The sequence below is a fragment of the Actimicrobium sp. CCI2.3 genome, assembly GCF_035019065.1.
GTDB lineage: Bacteria > Pseudomonadota > Gammaproteobacteria > Burkholderiales > Burkholderiaceae_D > Actimicrobium.
On the sequence record NZ_JASJWR010000011.1, the window covers coordinates 14,207 to 34,168 of the forward strand.

General features: G+C 55.1%; 18 protein-coding genes. 9 read left to right on the plus strand and 9 right to left on the minus strand.

From position 1 onward, the window contains the following. The first annotated feature begins 10 nt into the window (after positions 1-10). Complete coding sequence (gene cyaY, locus QN370_RS08015) at positions 11-352, plus strand: iron donor protein CyaY (RefSeq protein WP_322126069.1); 342 nt, start codon at positions 11-13, stop codon at positions 350-352. Here cyaY and QN370_RS08020 read toward each other — a convergent pair. Then, positions 349-2,709, minus strand: coding sequence for a penicillin-binding protein 1A (locus tag QN370_RS08020; RefSeq protein WP_322126070.1), 2,361 nt, complete (start codon positions 2,707-2,709; stop codon positions 349-351). The two genes, cyaY and QN370_RS08020, sit on opposite strands and share 4 nt — an antisense overlap. A 317-nt stretch (positions 2,710-3,026) precedes the next feature. Between QN370_RS08020 and QN370_RS08025 the strand changes: the two genes are divergently transcribed. Genes QN370_RS08025 through QN370_RS08060 form a run of 8 tightly spaced genes read left to right on the plus strand, consistent with a single transcriptional unit; the run spans position 3,027 to position 13,172 of the window. Further along, a complete protein-coding gene (locus QN370_RS08025) occupies positions 3,027-4,106 on the plus strand; it encodes a pilus assembly protein PilM (RefSeq protein ID WP_416172105.1) in 1,080 nt (359 codons plus the stop codon). Continuing rightward, on the plus strand, positions 4,106-4,744 hold the full coding sequence (locus QN370_RS08030) for a PilN domain-containing protein (protein WP_322126071.1): 639 nt from the start codon (positions 4,106-4,108) through the stop codon (positions 4,742-4,744). The genes QN370_RS08025 and QN370_RS08030 overlap by 1 nt, the downstream gene beginning before the upstream one ends. Before the next feature lie 14 nt (positions 4,745-4,758). Then, entirely contained in the window at positions 4,759-5,415 is a 657-nt protein-coding gene (locus tag QN370_RS08035; RefSeq protein WP_322126072.1) for a type 4a pilus biogenesis protein PilO, read from the plus strand. Further along, positions 5,412-5,954 carry a pilus assembly protein PilP gene (locus tag QN370_RS08040; RefSeq protein ID WP_322126073.1) on the plus strand — a complete coding sequence of 181 codons (543 nt, stop codon included), beginning with the start codon at positions 5,412-5,414 and terminating at the stop codon, positions 5,952-5,954. The genes QN370_RS08035 and QN370_RS08040 overlap by 4 nt, the downstream gene beginning before the upstream one ends. Next, on the plus strand, positions 5,951-8,125 hold the full coding sequence (pilQ, locus tag QN370_RS08045; RefSeq protein ID WP_322126074.1) for a type IV pilus secretin PilQ: 2,175 nt from the start codon (positions 5,951-5,953) through the stop codon (positions 8,123-8,125). Before QN370_RS08040 ends, pilQ begins: the two co-directional genes overlap by 4 nt. A 58-nt stretch (positions 8,126-8,183) precedes the next feature. After that, positions 8,184-10,316, plus strand: a complete 2,133-nt coding sequence (locus QN370_RS08050; RefSeq protein ID WP_322126075.1) for an Ig-like domain-containing protein — start codon at positions 8,184-8,186, stop codon at positions 10,314-10,316. A gap of 29 nt (positions 10,317-10,345) precedes the next feature. Then, positions 10,346-12,016 carry a bifunctional shikimate kinase/3-dehydroquinate synthase AroKB gene (gene aroKB, locus QN370_RS08055; RefSeq protein WP_416172126.1) on the plus strand — a complete coding sequence of 557 codons (1,671 nt, stop codon included), beginning with the start codon at positions 10,346-10,348 and terminating at the stop codon, positions 12,014-12,016. 19 nt (positions 12,017-12,035) lie between these two features. Further along, a complete protein-coding gene (locus QN370_RS08060) occupies positions 12,036-13,172 on the plus strand; it encodes a deoxyguanosinetriphosphate triphosphohydrolase (RefSeq protein ID WP_322126077.1) in 1,137 nt (378 codons plus the stop codon). A 27-nt stretch (positions 13,173-13,199) separates the two neighbouring features. On the opposite strand, the gene QN370_RS08065 is transcribed toward QN370_RS08060, so the two are convergent. The 8 genes from QN370_RS08065 to QN370_RS08100 all read right to left on the minus strand — a co-directional run bounded on the left by QN370_RS08065 (position 13,200) and on the right by QN370_RS08100 (position 19,928). Beyond that, positions 13,200-14,297 (minus strand): enoyl-CoA hydratase/isomerase family protein, encoded by a 1,098-nt coding sequence (locus QN370_RS08065; protein ID WP_322126078.1) that lies wholly within the window; start codon positions 14,295-14,297, stop codon positions 13,200-13,202. 108 nt (positions 14,298-14,405) lie between these two features. After that, the gene (hpf, locus tag QN370_RS08070) at positions 14,406-14,762 is read right to left on the minus strand and encodes a ribosome hibernation-promoting factor, HPF/YfiA family (protein WP_322126079.1); all 357 of its coding nucleotides are present in this window, start codon (positions 14,760-14,762) and stop codon (positions 14,406-14,408) included. A gap of 116 nt (positions 14,763-14,878) precedes the next feature. Further along, positions 14,879-16,360, minus strand: coding sequence for an RNA polymerase factor sigma-54 (locus tag QN370_RS08075; protein WP_322126080.1), 1,482 nt, complete (start codon positions 16,358-16,360; stop codon positions 14,879-14,881). Between the two features lie 12 nt (positions 16,361-16,372). After that, positions 16,373-17,158, minus strand: a complete 786-nt coding sequence (lptB, locus tag QN370_RS08080; RefSeq protein WP_322126081.1) for an LPS export ABC transporter ATP-binding protein — start codon at positions 17,156-17,158, stop codon at positions 16,373-16,375. Further along, positions 17,155-17,718 (minus strand): lipopolysaccharide transport periplasmic protein LptA, encoded by a 564-nt coding sequence (lptA, locus tag QN370_RS08085; RefSeq protein ID WP_322126082.1) that lies wholly within the window; start codon positions 17,716-17,718, stop codon positions 17,155-17,157. The genes lptB and lptA overlap by 4 nt, the downstream gene beginning before the upstream one ends. A gap of 43 nt (positions 17,719-17,761) precedes the next feature. After that, a complete protein-coding gene (lptC, locus tag QN370_RS08090) occupies positions 17,762-18,358 on the minus strand; it encodes an LPS export ABC transporter periplasmic protein LptC (RefSeq protein WP_322126083.1) in 597 nt (198 codons plus the stop codon). Beyond that, positions 18,355-18,891, minus strand: a complete 537-nt coding sequence (locus tag QN370_RS08095) for an HAD family hydrolase (protein WP_322126084.1) — start codon at positions 18,889-18,891, stop codon at positions 18,355-18,357. The genes lptC and QN370_RS08095 overlap by 4 nt, the downstream gene beginning before the upstream one ends. Further along, positions 18,891-19,928, minus strand: a complete 1,038-nt coding sequence (locus tag QN370_RS08100) for a KpsF/GutQ family sugar-phosphate isomerase (protein WP_322126085.1) — start codon at positions 19,926-19,928, stop codon at positions 18,891-18,893. The genes QN370_RS08095 and QN370_RS08100 overlap by 1 nt, the downstream gene beginning before the upstream one ends. Between the last annotated feature and the right edge of the window lie 34 nt (positions 19,929-19,962).

The following is a 19,962-nucleotide window of genomic DNA, read 5'->3' on the forward strand; positions in this document are numbered from 1 at the left end:
GGAGTTTATCATGACGGAATCCGAATTCCTGACCTTGGCAGATGCCGCATTGCGGTCGATAGAGACAGCGCTGGAACTGCCTGACATTGTTGATGCTGTCGATGTCGAATGCAGTCGTAGCGGCAACGTGCTGGAAATCGAATTCGTTGAAAACGGTTCGAAGATCATTGTCAACAGCCAGGCACCGATGCGTGAAATGTGGGTCGCTGCCAAATCTGGTGGTTTTCATTACAAGCATGACGGACAGCAATGGCGCAATACACGTGACGACTCCGAATTGTTCACCGCTTTGTCGGCAATGATTAGCCAACAAGGCGGCGCTGAGATTACGCTCTCTGCACAAGAAAGTTAAAACAGTTCGTTCTTGACCTCGTCACGGACTTTTCCGGGTTCCGCTCCAGGACCCGGTTGGTCGTTAATCCCCAGACTTCCGACGCCCATGCCGGGAGGGTTTTCTGCATAGAAGTAATCACCATTAGCTTGAATGAGGCCGGATGGCACTTCACGCTCGTCAATCGGTACATCCTTCAGGATTTTCTGCATGTAGTTGATCCAGATTGGCAGCGCGAGCCCACCTCCCGTTTCGCGATTGCCCAAGTTTTTCGGCTGGTCAAAACCAATCCAGGCGATACCGACCAGTTTTTGCTGATAGCCAGCAAACCAGGCATCGAAAGAATCATTGGTTGTCCCGGTTTTGCCACCGATATCGCTGCGGTTCAGTATCAGTGCCTTTGTGGCAGTGCCGACTTTGACAACATCCTTGAGCATACTGTCCATAAGGAACGCATTGCGGACATCGATGACCCGATTCGCTTCATTGCCCGCCTTGTCCGGCTCGACCTGCGAAAGTACCTTGCCGTCACTGTCGACAATTTTCGAAATCAGATAGGGACTGATCTTGTAGCCGCCGTTAGCAAAGACCGCGTAAGCGCCGGCCATTTGTAGTGGGGTCACTGCGCCGGCACCAAGCGCGAGCGTCAGATAAGGGGGATTTTTTTCTGCGTCGAACCCAAAACGGGTCGTATATTCCTGGCCATATTTCGCACCAATCTTGCTGAGGATGCGGATCGAAATCATGTTTTTCGATTTGGTCAGCCCCCGTCGCATCGTCATGGGACCTTCATATTTCCCATCGTAGTTTTTTGGCTCCCAAGCTTGTCCGCCAGTCTGGCCGGCACCGAAGCTAATGGGTGCATCATTGATGATGGTGGAGGGTGACAAACCTTTTTCCAGCGAGGCAGAATAAATGAACGGTTTGAATGACGAGCCAGGCTGACGCCATGCCTGGGTGACGTGATTGAACTTGTTGCGGTTAAAGTCAAAGCCGCCGACCAGTGCGCGTATTGCTCCGTCTTCAGTACTGGCTGACACAAACGCCGATTGCACCTCTGGCATCTGTGTAATGCTCCACGACTGACCCTCCTGGACGATACGGATGATGGCACCACGTTTGACGCGGCGATTGGGTGGTGCCTTGTCGCTCAGTAGATTCGTTGCGAATGAAAGTCCGGTGCCGGTAATGACAATTTCTTCACCCGACGCGAGCACGGCGCGGACACTTTTTGATGACGCATCCAGCACGACCGCCGCGATAATGTCATCGCTATCCGGATGGTCGGCCAGTTCGACTTCAATGGCGTCTTCCGATTCGTCCTTGGTATCCGGGATGTTCATAAAGCCTTCCGGCCCTCGGTAGCCATGTCGTTTTTCATAATCCATTACGCCACGTCTTAAGGCAATGTAGGCGGCATCCTGATCTGCTTTCGTGATCGTCGTGAAAACGCTCAGGCCACGCGTGTAGGTTTCTTCCTTAAATTGTTCGTAGACCAGCTGCCGGGTCATCTCGGCAACGTATTCGGCATGCAGCCCGAATTCTGTCGTGTCGGTCTTGATTTTTAGCCCTTCCCGTTGCGCTTCCTTGAACTGGGTTTCGGTGATGTAGCCCAGTTGATGCATGCGAAAAAGAATGTATTGCTGGCGTGCTTTGGCCCGCTTCGGGTTGACGACCGGGTTGTAAGCGGAGGGTGCCTTTGGTAGCCCGGCAAGCATCGCTGATTCGGCAATCGAGAGGTCCTGCAATTTTTTCCCGAAATAAATTTGTGCTGCCGAAGAAAATCCGTAGGCTCGTTGCCCTAGATAAATCTGGTTAAGATACACCTCGAGAATCTGGTCCTTGGTCAGGTTTTGTTCAATTTTCCAGGCTAATAAAACTTCATAGGCCTTGCGCTTGAGCGTTTGCTCGCTCGACAGGAAAAAATTGCGAGCGACTTGTTGCGTGATAGTGGAAGCGCCTTGTCGGGTTCCTCCCATCAGGTTGTGCAGGGTCGCCCTTAAAATGCCGAGATAATCGACGCCTCCGTGTTCGTAGAATCGATCATCCTCGATCGCCAAGACGGCTTTTTTCATTATTTCCGGGATATCTTTGATGCGAACCAGATTGCGGCGTTCTTCGCCAAACTCACCAAGCAACACATTGTCGGAAGAAAAAATTCTCAACGGAATTTTTGGGCGATAGTCAGTCAGCGAATCGAGAGGAGGCAATTTCGGATAGGCAAGCGTCAGCGTGAATCCGACAATCAGCGCTGCCGCGACAGCTAATCCTGCTCCTGTCCCGACCAGAATAATCAGTATTTTCTTAAGGAGGCCGGAAGCAGGCCGTACAGGCGCGTCTTTTATTAGGGCGGTTGCAGGCGATTTTTTGGTGGTCATTCTGGATAGAGGGTGATCTTGGTCTGCGACATTATAACGGCAGCTTTCAAGCACATTAGCTGGTATTGGATACCGTCATTGATATTGTCCCGTCGACAATGCTCGTCGGCTTTTGACAACGACATTGCAAATTACCATGTGGAAATTACTTTTACTTTTCCGATGTTATTGCTACGATTTCATGTACCTTCGGAAATCGCAAAAAACATCGGGTTATAAATAAGATTTCAGTCACAGATTAATTAGGCTTGCTTGCGGTTTTGACTTGCATTCAGCGAACCTAGTCCACAAAAAAAGCGTTTGCAAGGGGGGTAGTTTTGGCTCTTGATCTCGGATCACTATTAGGCAGCAAAAATGCGCCAATGATAGGCCTCGATATCAGCACATCCGGCGTCAAACTGGTGGAATTAACAGAGGTCGGCAAAAATGAGCTGAGACTTGAGCATTACGCTTCAGAGTCCTTGCCTCGCGGAGCAGTTGTAGACGGCAATATTGAAAATATCGAACAAGTTGCTGAAGCCATTCGTCGGGTCTGGAAAAAAAGCGGTACGCGCGCAAAACTGGTTGCGCTAGGTATGCCACCTGCCTCTGTCATCACCAAAAAAATAGTACTTCCCGGCGGCCTGTCCGAAGAAGACTTGGAGTTTCAGGTTGAGACAGAAGCTAGTCAGTACATTCCGTTTGCGCTTGACGAAGTAAGTCTCGATTTTGATGTCATTGGTCCTGCTGCGCACTCTCCCGAAGATGTTGAAGTCCTGATCGCCGCCACGCGCAAGGAAAAAGTGGAAGACCGTGTTGCGGTTGCCGAGGCTGCGGGACTAAAGCCAATAGTGATGGATATCGAGTCGTATTCTGCCCGTGCTGCACTGGATCGATTGGTTAACCGCTCGTCACAGGGTGGTCGCGGTCAAATCGTTGCACTGTTTCAAATAGGCACCCAGGTAACGCATATTTCAGTGCTTCTCGATGGCCAGCCAATTTATGAGCGCGAGCAACCTTTTGGTGGCCATCAATTGACCCAGGATATCGTGCGTACTTACGGCCTTTCCTATGAAGATGCCGAGTCCAAGAAAAAATCCGGCGACCTCCCGGAAGGGTACGATGCCGAACTGCTTGAGCCCTTTCTCGACAATGCAGCGCTGGAAGTGACCCGCGCCATACAATTCTTTTTTACCTCCACGCCTTATACCCGTATCGACGAGATTTTCCTCGCCGGCGGCTGTGCAATTATTGCTGGCCTGACCGAAAAAGTGGCCAGTCGCACCAAAATATCGACTTCTATTGTTAGCCCATTCGACGGTATGCAGCTCGGCACGAGTGTCAGGGGCAATCAATTGCGCAACGAGGCACCAGCCTATCTGGTTGCCTGCGGGTTGGCACTGCGGAGGTTTGACTAATGATCCGGATCAATCTGCTACCGCATCGCGAAGAGCGACGTAAACAACGTATCAGTGCATTTATCGCGATGATGGGAATGACAGCGCTCGTCGGTGCGCTCGTGGTCCTGTTGGTAGGAGCTGTTATTGCCAATAAAATTTCAGCTCAAACTCAACGAAACGACTATATCAAAGCAGAAAATAAAAAGCTTGATGAGGAAATCAAGGAGATCGCGACCTTGAAAGCCGAAATCGAGTCGTTGAAGGCCCGCCAGCAAGCAGTTGAAGACTTGCAGGGGGACCGTAATCAGCCTGTCTATTTGATGGATGAGCTCGTAAAGCAAGTGCCGGAAGGCGTCTACTTGCGTGCATTCAAACAGGAAGGGCAGCGTGTTGTCTTGAATGGCTATGCGCAGTCGAATGAGCGGGTATCGGAGCTTTTACGAAATCTTGGCAATAACTCAGCCTGGCTGGAGCGTCCTGATCTGATCGAAATCAGGGCAGCAAATATTGGTCAAGGCAAGGACGCGAAGCGCGTATTTGATTTCACCGTGAACGTTGGCATTAAACGACCGCGTGACAACGATCAACTTGCCGGCACTAAATCGACGGAAAAGGCAGCTGGTCCTGCGCCAGCAGTACCGGTCCAACCTCAATAAATGAAAGACCCGAGATGGCAGATTTAAAGAACATCGGAGCGTCGCTGGCCGACCAGTTTCAAGGCTTGAACGGAAGACATCCTGGTCTTTGGCCACTTGCGCCGCGCTTGTTGTGCGGGATGGGTGTACTGGTCCTTGCGTTGGTGCTGGGTTGGTTTCTTTATTGGAGCGGGCAAGTCGAAGAGCTCGATGCGGGCGAGGCTGCCGAACTCGCTCTGAAGAACGACTACAAAGTAAAAGTTCAGCAATCCATCAACCTCGATGGCTTGCGCAAACAGAAAATACAAGTCCGAGAGTATGTAGCGACATTGGAAAAACAGTTGCCGAGCAAGGCAGAAATGGATGCGCTTCTGTCGGACATCAACCAGGCCGGTGTGGGGCGCGGCTTGCAATTTGAGCTGTTCAAACCCGGTCAAGTGATTGTGCGTGACTACTACGCCGAATTGCCGATTGATATCAAAGTGTCTGGAAATTATCACGATGTCGGTGCCTTCACCAGTGACATTGCCAATCTGCCTCGTATTGTCACGCTCAACAACATGAATTTGGTGGCTGGCCAAGCAGGTTCCCTGACACTGCAAGCCATCGCAAAGACGTTTCGCTACCTTGATCAAGACGAAATTCTCGCTCAGCGTAAATTGGCTAACGAGAAGAAGGGGAGCAAGCCATGACCACCTGGTATCGCCTGGGAGCGGGCGCGTGTTCGCTGATGTTGATTTTCAGTTTGGCCGGATGTGGCGACAATGGTGTGCCGGAAATTAAGTCATGGATGGATGGTGTCCGTCAGCAAACCAGGGTGTCTATCCCGACCTTGTCGCCGCCGAAGAAATTCACTCCGTTTTCCTACGAGGCGAAAAATCTGGTCGATCCTTATAGCCCGAGCAAGCTGGCCATTGCGTTTGCAAAACTCCAAGCCAACAGTTCGGGGCTAAAGCCAGATATGGAGCGCCGGCGTGAACCACTTGAAGCTTATCCGATTGACGTGCTGAAAATGGTGGGTACCCTTCAGAAGCCGGGCTTGAACTACGCACTGATACTCGCTGACAAGACTTTGTTCCAGGTCAGAGCAGGGAATTACATAGGGCAGAATTTCGGCATGGTATCGGGTATTACCGAAACAGCCGTTGAGCTGAAAGAAATTGTTCAGGACGCGTCCGGCGAGTGGGTCGAACGCAAAGCGAAGTTAGAGCTGCAGGAGGCCAAGAAATGACCGTGTTAAAACAGCAGTTCGGCAAATTAAGCACGATCGCGCAACATCTACTGGCCTTGTGCGCCCTCATCGGTCTGATAGGCGCTGCAGGCGCGGCGCAAGCGCAAGAAAATGCGATCGAGTCAGTCAGTGCCAATCAACAAGGCGTCAACGTCATCGTCAAGATATTGATGAAAAATCCTGTTGCCAAGCCGCCAATCGGTTTTCTGATCAACAGTCCTGCGCGTATCGTGATCGATTTTGCCGGGACGACCAATGCGACCGGCGAATCGGCAAAGGAAATCGGCCTGGGTGACGTGCGCAATGTCAATGTCGTGCAGGCGGGCGAGCGTTCGCGTCTGGTATTCAATCTCACGCGCCCACTTAACTATGCAACGGTGGTGGAAGGCAAGGCGGTCATTGTTACTATCGATAGCTCCGGCGGACTGGCTACGCCGGTCAATGCAGCTGGCGAAGCAGTCGTGCCTGTGAATAAAGCACCGCCAGGCAAGCTGCAAATCCGTGACATCGATTTCCGTCGCGGTGTTGCAGGCGAGGGCCGAATCGTTGTTGACCTTCCTTCAAGCCAGGTTGGTGTCGATGTACGTCAGCAGGGCCAAACCATTGTTGTCGATTTTCTGAAGTCCGGCTTGCCGGACGTCCTGCGCCGACGCATGGATGTCGGTGATTTCGGCACGCCAGTGCGGTTCATCACGACCGCACCACAGGGCGACAATGTCCACATGGTCATTGAGCCCAAGGGTTTGTGGGAGCACAGCGCTTACCAGAGTGATACCCAGTTGGTGATCGAGGTGCGTCCGGTCAAGGAAGAGCCGAACAAGCTTTCTCAGGGTACACAAGGTTATCGTGGCGAAAAGCTCTCACTCAACTTCCAGAATGTCGAAGTGCGCTCTTTACTGCAAGTCATCGCCGACTTCACTGGCCTCAACATCATTACCAGCGACACCGTATCTGGTAATTTGACCTTGCGCCTCAAAGATGTGCCTTGGGACCAGGCACTGGACATTGTCATGCAAGCCAAGGGCCTGGACATGCGCAAGAATGGCACGGTAATCTGGATTGCCCCGAAAGACGAATTACTGACCAAAGAAAAACTCGAACTCGAACAGCGTGCGCAAATCGCCGAACTGGAGCCACTGAAGACAGAAACCTTCCAACTCAATTATCAAAAAGCGGATGCGTTCAAAATGGTGTTCGGTCTCGATAGCGGTTCCGGTGATGGCAAGAACCGCATTCTTTCCAAGCGCGGTAGTGCCGCGATCGATCCGCGCACCAACAAGCTGATCGTCACAGACATCCCTTCCAAACTGGAAGAAGTGCGTAAGCTGATACTGATAACCGACGTGGCAACGCGCCAGGTTTTGATCGAAGCACGCATCGTGGAGGCTGACGACACCTTTAGCAAGAATCTTGGAGCCAAGCTGGGGTTCACTGACCTGCGCACTGCACGTGGTGGCGAGAGCGGCTATCAGCTCAATGGCAACACGCGTGTCGGTCTGACTGGCAACTACCTCGGTGTTGGCGAGCAAACCGGACAAGCCACAGTGACCGATGGCAGCTTCATTCCAAACTCGCAATTTGTCAGTTTGCCCGCTGCGGGCATCAATGGTCTGAATGCGGGTAGCTTGGCTGTTAGCCTCTTCTCGGCTGCCGCTAACCGGTTTTTGAACCTCGAGCTGTCAGCGCTTGAAGCCGATGGTCGCGGCAAGGTTATTTCCAGTCCGCGTGTTGTTACTGCCGATCAGCAGCAAGCTTTGATCGAGCAAGGCGAGGAGATTCCGTACCAGAAAGCAACCAGCAGCGGGGCGACCTCGGTAGAGTTCAAAAAAGCGAATTTAAAGTTGGAAGTAACTCCCCAGATCACGCCGGATGGCAATATCATCCTGTCCGTGGATGTGAATAAGGATAGCCGTGGAGCCCCTGCTCCAGGCGGGTTTGCGATCAATACCAAGCATGTGAAAACTAACGTGCAGGTCGAGAATGGCGGGACAGTGGTGCTGGGTGGTATTTTTACGCAGCGTGAACTGGACTCGGTGACCAAGATCCCGTTTTTTGGTGACATACCTGTGCTCGGCAACTTGTTCAAGACGACAGGTCGGACCAATGACAAGACGGAATTGCTGATCTTTATTACGCCGAAAATTGTAGCGGAAAGGTTGTCGTCGCGATGAGTTCGAGACGATAATTTTGGCCAATACAGTGCTAACTATAAAAAATCAGGACTGAAAAATGATCAGTAAATTGAACGGTATCTCTATTGCTAAAACCGGGATAAATGTCTTGATGGTAGCAAGTTTGACAGCTTGCGGTGGCGGTGGAGGATCACCGGGATCAACTACCGGAACCGGTTCGGGTACTACGACCAGTTCCGGAACGACGACGAGCGCAATTACCGGGTCGGTTCTGACATTGTCAGTCTTGGACGGCACTGGCGCGACCATCTCTGCATTATCGGGAGGAGATATTGGAACCGTTCGTGCAAAATTCACCGATGCGGTCGGTGCTGCATTGGCCGGTGCGGTCGTTCAGTTCAGTGTCGGGAGCACAACACTGCTGGGATTTACCCCCACGTCGGGGTCAGCACTAACCGACAGCACGGGTACTGCTGTCATCAACGTCAAGCCGGTAGATTTTTCGTCCGCAGGCGCAACAACGATTAGTGCACAAGCCGTACTTGGGACTAAAACAGCGTCGGGCACAACAAATGTCTCGATTGGTGCCGCCAATCTTGTCGTCGGAACGCTGTCATTCACGCCGGTTCCGACTGGTCCTCTCTCCTCGCTGAGTACTACTACGCTCAATATCCCGGTAACTAATAATGGGCAGCCTGTTTCAATTGTGCCAGGCTTGAGTCTCTCATCGCTATGTAGCGGCGATGGCACTGCAGTCCTGACACTGGGCAGCGTCGTCAACGGGGTCGCAACGTCGACGTATCTGAACAAGGGATGTACACGCGGTACCGACGTGATTACTGCATCGATTGGTAATTCATCGAAAAACATATCCATTGGCGTGAATGTTGCCAGTGTGGGGGCAATTAATTTCATCAGCTCCAGTTCGGCGCTTTCCTCACTTGTTCTTAAGGGTAGCGGCGGCCTGGGTAGAAGCGAGTCTGCGCAATTGACTTTCAAGGTGGTCGATCAGACGGGTGCAGGCATACCGGGCATCAGCGTATCGTTCACGCCCACGACGACCACTGGCGGTCTCGAGGTGTTACCAAAGCAAGGCACGACGGATGCTCAGGGGAACGTCACCACCAGCGTACAGTCGGGAAAAATCCCGACTCCGGTGAAGGTGATCGCTCAGGCGAGCACGAGTAATGGGAGCACGGTTAGTGGCTTGTCGGATAGTTTGACGGTTTCGACCGGGCTGCCAATTCAAAAAGCGATGTCGGTCAGCGCCGATAAGTACAATATCGAAGGTTTGGAATACGACGGAATACTCGCCAACATCACGGTACGCATGGCCGATCAGTACGGAAATCCAATCGCCTCTGGCACTGTCGTCAACTTCATCACGGAAGGTGGGGCAGTGGGTTCATCCGCGCAAGGCGCTTGCCAGACGGACTCGTCCGGCCTTTGTTCCGTATCGTTGTCGAGCCAGTCTTTCCGCCCGGCGAACGGGCGCGTTACAGTCCTTGCTTATGCGCAGGGGATTGAAGACTTCGTTGATTTGAATGGTGACGGGCAATACTCGTGCACAAATTTTACTAGCGGCGACAATACAACTCCGTCGGCTTTTCGGCCGCTCGTTGATACCTGTGTTAGCGGTGGCGAGCCATTTACGGACTTGGGGGATGCATTCCTCGATGCCGGTATACTGACAAAAATCAATGGTGTGACAGGCACGGGTGGCCTCGATGGCCATTATGATGCCGCCAATGCTGACTTGCCGGTACCCTATAACAAGTCATCGTACAGCGCGGTGGGCGATGGTCGCTGGGGCATTAACTACATACGCCAGTCGCGAGAGTTTATTTTCAGCGGGTCGCACGCAATCCTGATCCGCCAGTTTTGTGATGCGACGACTTGCCGCGATTGGGATGCGGCCGTCGATGGAAGTGCCGCTTCGGTAATAGCCGGACTTGCCGGAGCCGGATGCAGTGCACAGACGCTGGTGTTCCGACTGACTGACATTAATAACAATCCAATGCCTTCAGCGACTACGTTAGCGGCTGCAGATGCAAATAAAATCTCGGCGGGTACTTTCTATCCTGCGCTTGTTCCCTCGACTAATGCAGTGGGGGGTACTTTCCATCAGGTCACGATCAAGCCCGATGCAGCCTGCGCCTCTGGTTCAGTCAACATTGTTGCAACTACGCCTAAACTTAACGGATCCGTGTTCGGCTTCAGTTCAAATTGACAAAAAAAAACATTTTTCTTATCGGGTTGATGGGCTCCGGCAAAACGACAGTTGGCCGTGCCCTGGCAAGAAAGCTCAACAAGCGGTTCATTGATTCGGATCACGAAATCGAGGCGCGCACAGGTGCGTCGATTCCGGTGATTTTTGAAGTCGAAGGCGAAGCTGCGTTTCGTCAGCGCGAAGCCGAAGTCATCAGTGATCTCACCGCACTCGACGATATCGTGCTCGCTACCGGCGGTGGAGCGATCCTCAACGAAGCCAGTCGCGCCATGCTCGCCGAGCGCGGTACCGTCATCTACCTGCGTGCCAGTATCAACAGCATTCTCCATCGCACCAGCCATGACAAGAATCGGCCTTTGTTGCAGGGACCCGATCCGCGTCGCCGCCTCGAAGAACTGTCCCGTCAACGTGAGCCGATGTACGCCGCGATTGCGGATATCGTGATTGATACCGGACGCCCCAACGTACAATTTTTGGTCAACACTATTCTGACGCAACTTGGGTTATCGCCGGCCCGCTGCGCAGACACCGTCATGAATCCCGAGCCCATGTCCATTCCAGTATTACCTTTGATGTCTGTCGCCCCCGGCGTTTCCCATGCCCATTTTGCGTCCGTGCGCTTGCAGGTCGACCTCGGTGCCCGAAGTTATCCGATCACGATAGGAACCGGTCTGCTTGATGATGTTGAGCTGCTGCGACAGCACGTGCAGGGAGAGCGTGCAGCGGTGGTGACGAACACCGTTGTCGCACCGTTATATCTCGAGCGTCTGACTCGCAGTCTTGTGGCCGCCGGCAAGCAGGTGACCACGATCGTGCTGCCGGATGGAGAAGAAGAAAAGACCTGGCCTAACCTGATGAAAATCTTTGACGGCCTGCTGACCGACAAATGCGACCGCAAGACGACATTGATCGCCCTCGGCGGGGGCGTCGTCGGTGACATGACCGGCTTTGCGGCGGCGAGCTATATGCGCGGCGTCCCACTGATCCAGATTCCGACCACGTTGTTGTCCCAGGTCGATTCATCGGTAGGCGGCAAGACCGGCATCAACCATCCGCTCGGCAAGAACATGATCGGCGCGTTCTACCAGCCGCAAACCGTGATCGCCGATACCGCAACGCTCGATACCTTGCCAGCACGTGAGTTGTCGGCTGGCCTGGCAGAAGTGATCAAGCACGGCGCGATTATCGATACCGTTTTTCTTGACTGGATCGAGGCCAATATGGGTGCCTTATTGGCCAAGGACCCGGTCGCGCTGACGCATGCGATCCGACGGTCATGCGAAATCAAGGCCGATATCGTGCGTCAGGATGAGCGCGAAGCCGGACTGCGCGCGATCCTTAATTTTGGTCACACCTTCGCGCATGCGATTGAAGCCGGACTCGGCTATGGCACCTGGCTGCATGGCGAAGCAGTTGGTTGCGGAATGGTGATGGCAGCCGACCTGTCATGTCGTCTCGGACTCATTGACGTGGTCGCAAAAGACCGCCTGACACGCATTGTCGGTGCCGCCGGTTTGCCGGTCATCGCGCCTGACCTCGGGTTAGCTACCTGGCTGGAGCTGATGCAGGTGGACAAAAAAAACGAAGGCGGGGCGATCAAATTTATCCTGTTGCAACCACTGGGCAAGGCATTGATCCGCAACGTGCCTGATTCAATCCTGGCCCAGACACTGCACGCCTGCGTGCAGCGTGCCTGCTGACCAACAAGGAGAATAATTGATGAATGAGGAATTGGTGCTCGCACCGTATGCCGCCCGGTCCGCCGGATCGACCGGCCGCAAGTTTGCCGAAGCGGCACCGACCTCGCGCTCCGAATTTCAGCGTGATCGCGACCGCATCATCCATTGCGCTGCTTTTCGTCGGCTTGAGTACAAAACACAGGTGTTCGTGAATCACGAAGGTGACCTGTTCCGAACGCGCCTGACGCACACGATCGAGGTGGCACAAATCGCCCGCTCGGTGGCGCGCAATTTGCGGCTCAATGAAGACTTGATCGAAGCGATCTCGCTGGCGCACGATCTCGGTCATACGCCATTCGGGCATGCGGGTCAGGATGCGCTCAATGCCTGCATGGCCGACTACGGTGGCTTTGAACACAACCTGCAAAGCTTGCGGGTGGTCGATGTGCTGGAAGAGCGTTACGGCGCCTTCGACGGTCTCAATCTGATGTTTGAAACGCGCGAGGGGATCCTCAAGCACTGTTCCGCCGTCAATGCCCGCACGCTCGGTGCGATCGGCCAGCGCTTTCTCGACAAGAAGCAGCCGACGCTGGAGGCGCAACTGGCTAACCTGGCCGATGAAATTGCCTATAACAACCACGACATTGATGATGGGCTGCGGTCCGGTTTGATCAGCGAAGCACAACTCGATCAGATCGACTTGTATGCGCGTCATCGGCATCAAGTCGAACAGGCTTATCCGGGTATCAGCGGTCGCCGCGCGATCAGTGAAACGATACGCCGCATGATTAATGCGCTGGTGGTTGACCTGATTGATACCTCGCGCGAGCGCATCCGGGAAGTCCGGCTGGACAGCGTCGATGATGTGCGCAATGCACCGCCTCTGATCGCCTTTTCACCGGAGATGCACGCCCAGGCGACGCTGCTCAAGCAATTCCTTCGGGAGAACTTGTATCGCCATTATCTGGTCAATCGCATGACCAGCAAGGCACGCCGCATCGTCACCGATCTGTTCACCGCCTTCATGGCCGAGCCCGGCCTGCTGTCACCGGATTACGAGTTTCGTGAAGGCGATACCACCAGTCAGGTGCGCAAGGTGGCGGACTATATCGCCGGCATGACAGACCGCTATGCGATCCGTGAGCACCGGCGACTGTTCATGATGGACGAACTCTGAATCGACAGACCTGCAAGAGCGCGGCTGTCACTGATCGATGAGTTCACGCAGCGGGTGCGCGTGAGCAGGCCAGGCTGGTGTAAAGAAGTCCTCCACCATCGCCTCAGTGACGTGCGTCAGGTCGGCCGGTTGCCAGCGCGGCTGGTTGTCCTTGTCGATGACTACCGCACGAATGCCTTCGATGACTTCGCCTCGCGTAAATGCATGCCGCACCATCGTGCGCTCCATGCGCAGACAGCCTGCCAGATCCAGTGCGGCACCCAATCGCAACTGCCGCAAGGTCACGGCCATCATCAGCGGTGAGCGTTTCTGCATCGTCGCCAGGGTCGCTTGTGCGAACGCACACTCGTCACCGGCCAGTGAGTCGGCGATCTGCGTGACCGAATCGAATCCGAAATGCTGCGCAATGCGCGATTGATTCTGCGCCAGTTTGCTGCCCGCCGGATCGCAAGCGATGGCGAACGGTTCGGCATAGGCACGGATCGCTGCACGCAGGTCACCACCGGAAAACTGATCGACTAATTCCTGCAGGCCCGCCAAGGCACTGGACGGAAGGAACAGGTCAGCCAGTCCCGCATGGAGTGCATCGGCAGCCCCAATCATCTCGCCGGAGACCCCGAGGTAGGTGCCAAGTTGTCCTGCCGTGCGCGACAGGAAATAGCTGCCGCCAACATCCGGGAACAAGCCGATATTGACTTCTGGCATCGCCATTTTTGTTCGTTCGGTAACGATGCGAAGCCGGTTCTGCACACCGCTTTGCGCCAGCCCCATGCCACCGCCCATGACGATGCCGTCCAGTACGGCGATCCAGGGTTTCGGATAAAAATGGATCAGATGGTTGAGGGCATATTCTTCGGTGAAAAAATCTTCCAGCGCAGCACTGCCGCCTTGCGGGGTGGACGTACCGGCCTGATGGAAAAAGCGGATATCGCCACCGGCACAAAATGCTTTTTCGCTGCTGCCCCTGATCAGCACGGCGTGCACCGTCGCACTGTCGCGCCAGTCCAGCAGGATACGCGTCAGGTCGCGCACCATCGCGAGCGATAACGAGTTGAGGGCCTTGGGGCGATCCAGTGTGATCTGGCCGGTCGTGTTCTTGATCTGGGTGTCGATGAGTGCGGTCATGGTCGGGATTCGTATTCGGTTGTGCACAAGTCAATTGCATGAAATCAAAAAGGGCGCAATCAATGCGCCCTAAGTGGAATGTGCCAGTTTGCCCGGCAGCGGGTTCGATCAGGAGGAAACGATGGCAACAACCGGTTCAGGGATGTGCTTGATGGCGTCGTGCTGATGATCCTGCAATTTGGTTTTGTACTTGATGACCTGGCGATCGAGCTTGTCGATCAGCGCATCAATTGCGGCATATAAGTCCTCCGCAATACTCTCGGCGTGCAAGTCTTTGCCGCGCAGATGCAGGTTGATTTCTGCTCGCTGCCGCTTTTCTTTTTCCGGGAGTTTTTCTACCGTCAGGATGACGGCAATATCAATGACATGGTCGAAATGGCGCTTGATACGCTCAAGCTTGCTTTGCACATATTCACGAATGGCAGGGGTCACTTCGAGATGATGTCCACTGATTGTGAGATTCATACAGCGCTCCTTTGAATAATGCCGATGGAGGTTCGGAGCCGGACCCGCTACGGATGGGGTGCTTCGAACACAGCGACAGTACAACACGACAAATGAAACTACAGAAACTACAGAAACTACAGGGCCTTGCGCAGGTTGACGGGGGGAATTTTCAGGGCTTCGCGATACTTTGCGACCGTACGCCTTGCTACCACCATACCCTGTTCTCCCAGCATGTCTGCGATTTTACTGTCAGAAAATGGAATCTTCGGGTCTTCGGCTCCTATCAATTGTTTGATGAGTGCCCGTATTGCCGTTGAAGAGGCTTCACCGCCTGTTTCAGTGGCAACGTGGCTGCCAAAAAAATACTTTAGCTCGAACATGCCATGTGGAGTCAGCATGTATTTCTGGGTGGTCACACGGGAGATAGTGCTCTCGTGCAGACCGAGTGTATCAGCAATTTCGCGCAAAACAAGGGGGCGCATGGCGACCGCTCCATGCGAAAAAAAGTTCCGCTGTCGCTCCACGATGGCCTGCGCGACGCGCAGGATGGTGTCGAATCGCTGGCGCATATTTTTGATCAGCCACTTGGCTTCCTGCAGCTGTGACGTGAGCGATCCATCCCCTTTGCTTTGCTTGAGAATGTTGGCGTACATCGCATTGACCCGCAGTCGCGGCATCACATCATGGTTCAGCATGACCTGCCAGCCGCCCTTGGTGCGCTTGACGATCACGTCCGGCACCACGTAATCGGACGTACCGCCGCCGAAGATCGCGCCCGGATGCGGGTTGCACTGGCGGATCACACTTTGGGCTTCGCGCAGGTCTTCATCATCGCAGTCGAGGGCTTTTTTGAGCTTGCTGAAATCACGCTGCGCAAACAGTGTCAGATGGTTGTCGACGATGGCTAACGCCATGCGTCGGGTGACCATGGCGATGTCGGGGAAGCGCTTGATTTGCAGTGCCAGACATTCGGACGCATTGCGTGCGCCAACGCCGGGTGGATCGAAACTCTGTAGCAGTTTCAAAGCGATAGTCAGCTCTTCAGGCTCGATCTCCAGTTCAGCTGGCAAGCGCTCGAAGATGGCGTCTAGCGTGTCTTCGAGGTAGCCATTTTCATTGAGTGCATCGATCATCAATTCGACCAGTGCACGGTCGCGTTGATTGCTTACCGTGACGCGCATCTGCTCGAGCAAAAATTCACGTAGCGTCGATTCGTGCGCCTCAAGCTGGGGTCGCGCATCGTCGTCTTCCGGGGCTTTGGAAGTGCGCGCGACATCGTCGAAACTCCAGTCAGAATCGGTACTTGGCGTGGCGTCGCCGGCATCGACCTGGTCCGATGCCGGAGCGTCCGATTCGGATGGCGACGGTGCGGCGTTGGCGTCTTCGCTGGCACCTTGCTGGCGAATGCCATCGGCCCCGAGTGCGCCATCGGCCAACAGGCGCACCGAGTGATCGAGCGGATCGTCGAGTCGCTCCAGCAGCGGATTGTCGGTCAGCATTTGCTCGAGCTCCTGATGCAGTTCCAGTGTGGATAGTTGCAGCAGACGAATCGATTGCTGCAGTTGCGGGGTGAGCGCAAGATGCTGGGAGGTACGGAGCTGGAGGGATTGTTTCATCGTTGACTGTGCCTACATCCGGAAGTGTTCGCCCAGATAGACCCGTCGCACCGATTCATCGGCGATGATGGCATCCGGTCTTCCGCTGGCCAGTACCGCTCCCTGGTTGATGATGTAGGCGCGATCGCAGATGCCCAGTGTTTCACGCACGTTATGGTCGGTGATCAGGACGCCAATGCCGCGCTCTTTCAGGAAGCGCACGATGCGCTGGATTTCGATGACGGCAATCGGATCGACACCGGCGAACGGTTCATCGAGCAGCACGAAGCGCGGGTTGCTGGCTAGCGCGCGGGCAATTTCCACGCGTCGGCGCTCGCCGCCGGACAACGACAACGCCTGGTTGTCGCGCAGCTTCTCGATCTGCAGATCTTGCAGCAAGGTGTCGAGGCGCTCATTGATGACCTTCTTGGTCAATGACTTGCGCTGCTCGTCAACCTGCAGTTCCAGCACGGCACGGATATTTTCTTCGACGGTCAGCTTGCGAAAGACCGACGCTTCCTGCGGCAGGTAAGACAGTCCCAGCACTGCCCGCTGGTGGATCGGCAGACGCGAGATATCGACACCATCAAGGCGGATTTCACCGGCATCCGAAGGCACCAGGCCGACGATCATGTAGAACGAGGTGGTCTTGCCTGCACCGTTCGGTCCGAGCAAGCCAACCACCTCGCCGCTGGCGACATCGAGCGAGACATCGCTGACGACTTGCCGGATGCCATAGCTTTTCTTCAGGCCGGTGACGATGAGTTTGCTGCTGTTATCGATGAAGGAATCAGCAGGCGTCGCTAGGGCGTTGATCATTTTTGGGTGTCCGGAGTGGCGGGTGCGCGCGGCTGGATCACGGCCTTGATCCGTCCGGCACCGGCCTTGCTGTCCTGTCCTGCCGGCGTGTTATTGACCGAGAAAAATTCGCTGCGACTATCGTACGAAATGAATTCGCCTTCGACTTCGTCGGTTGGCGTCGTGCCATTGAGTCGGCGCATCTTCGCCCTTGAAAACAATTTGACCAGTTCGGTCTTGCCATCGTATTCGATGCGCTCGGCTTCTCCTTCGATCCACAGGTCAGCGCCGCCATCGCGCTTCTGGCGAAAGCTGGCCAGGCTCCCGGCTGCGGCATACAAGGTGGCGAACTGATAGCCCGCTGCGTCCTGTACCACCACCACGCGTGCGGCTTTCATGAGCAGCGTGCCGCGGGTGACTACGACCGCGCCGGTGAACGTATTGACTTGCTTGACGTCGTCGTAAGCCATCTGGTCGGCATCGACGACAGTGGGTTTGGTGGAGTCGGCTTTTTCAGCATGCACGGCTGGCACGATGGCCGCATTGAACATGAATAAAAAAACGAAAAAAAGCGATTTCATGAAAATTCCTGGTGGAGGGTACGAAAAAAAGTCGGGCAAGACATCAGCGCACCGGTGCAGGTGGAAATACGCCGTGCACCCGGTTGGCCAGGTCGAGCTGGCGGGTGGCGTTGTTGGCGACCATGCCCGTGCCATTCAGTAAGTTTTTACCCATCAGCATTTTGACGGGCTTGTCGGTTTTCATCACGTCGTCGTTGGGCAGTAGCAAAAGATACTCCGACGTGAGATGAAAATTCTGGGTGGTGCCTGATGCCGGTCGGTCGACATCGACGTTATCGATCATCTGTACTTCGGTGTTATCGCTATTGACCAGCGCGCGCTCCGAGCGCATCACCATCGGTGGCAAGTTGTTGGCGAGGTGATAGATCACCGGCTTGGTGATTTCATACGAGTCGTCGCGTGGCAGATGGGTCAGTACATCGCCGGAAATGTTGTAGCGCGCAGTGCGGGATTTCGCCATCTTGACGAAGGTGAAATTTTTCACGTAGTAGTCGGGTGCGCTGCGTGGCGTGTCTTGCAGATCCGGCCCCCCCGTTTTGCGCAGCACCTCGAGCACCCAATAACTGCCAAGCACCAGTACGATGCCCAGTGCGATCAGCAGCCAGAGCCGCAGGCGATTGGCAGAATTTTCTGCGCTCATGACAGGTACGGTGCCAGCGCCGCCTCATAGTTGCCCTGGGCGCGCAGAATCAGGTCGCACAATTCACGCACGGCACCGGTGCCACCTGGTGCGGAGGTGATGTAATGGACGCGCTGACGCACTTCGATATGCCCATTCGGCACGCTGGCGGCAAAGCCCGCACGCAACAGGATTGGCAGATCGATGACGTCGTCGCCAATGAAGCCGCACTGGTCGGCGCTAAAGCCGGTCTGCTGCAACAGCTGCTCGAAACTGGCGCGCTTGTCATGGCTGCCCTGAAACACATGCGTGATGCCAAGGTCGCTGGCACGGCGCTGCACCAGTGGCGACTGACGCGCACTGATGATCGCCGTGTCGACACCCGATTGCTGCAACAGGCGGATGCCCTGGCCATCGAGCACATTGAAAGTCTTGATCAGTTCGCCCGCGGCACCGAAATGCAGGCTGCCATCCGTGAGCACGCCATCGACATCGAAGATCATCAGCCGGATCCGGGCTGCGCGTGTCATCACGTCGTCGTGGTGGTCTGTCATCAAATCACCTTCGCGCGGGTCAGGTCGTGGATGTGCAACGCACCAACCAGCTTGCCGGTTGTGTCGGCGACCAGTAACTGATTGATGCGCAGTTCTTCCATGAGCTGGACGGCATCGACGGCCAACTGGTCGGGACCGATCGTGCGTGGATCGCGATGCATCACGTCGGCCACCGTCAAGCGGGTGAAGTCCTGCACATGTTCGATCAGGCGGCGCAAGTCGCCGTCAGTGAATACCCCGATCGGGCGGAACGACTCGTCCACCACGGCCGTCATGGCCATGCCCTTGCTCGTCATTTCAGCCAGCGTGTCCGACAGGGAGGCCGTGACCAGCACGGCCGGAATACCACCACCGCTACGCATCACGTCGCGCACATGGGTCAGCAAGCGTCGTCCGAGCGCGCCACCAGGATGTGAGCGGGCAAAATCTTCAGGAAGGAAACCGCGCGCATCGAGCAGTGCCACCGCCAGCGCATCGCCCAGCGCGAGTGCCGCGGTCGTGCTGGCCGTCGGTGCAAGATTGAGCGGACAAGCTTCCTTGTCGACCGAGACATTCAGATGCACGGTCGCGAGCAGCGCCAGGCTTGATGCATCATCACCGGTCATGGCGACCAGTGTCGCGCCCATGCGTTTGATGCTCGGCACGATGGCCATCAATTCGGCCGTTTCACCGGAATTGGAAATTGCCACGAACACGTCATGCTGACTGACCATGCCCAGATCGCCGTGGGCTGCTTCTGCCGGATGTACGAACATCGCAGAAGTGCCCGTCGAGGCCAGTGTCGCGGCGATCTTGCGTGCGATGTGTCCGGATTTTCCGATGCCCGACACGACGACACGACCGGTACAATTTAGCAGCAGACAAACGGCTTGTGCAAAGCACGCAGCCGTGTTGCTATGACTGTCGGATAAACGGGCTTTTAGTGTCAGCAAGGCATCGGCTTCGATTTGCAGGGTCTCGCGGGCGAGCACCAGCGCACGTGCAGCACGCTCTGCATCGAAGGCGTCGGGGACGGGTTTTTGTTGGGGTACACTCATGCCGGAAAGTATAAACGAATTACCAAAGCAAAAA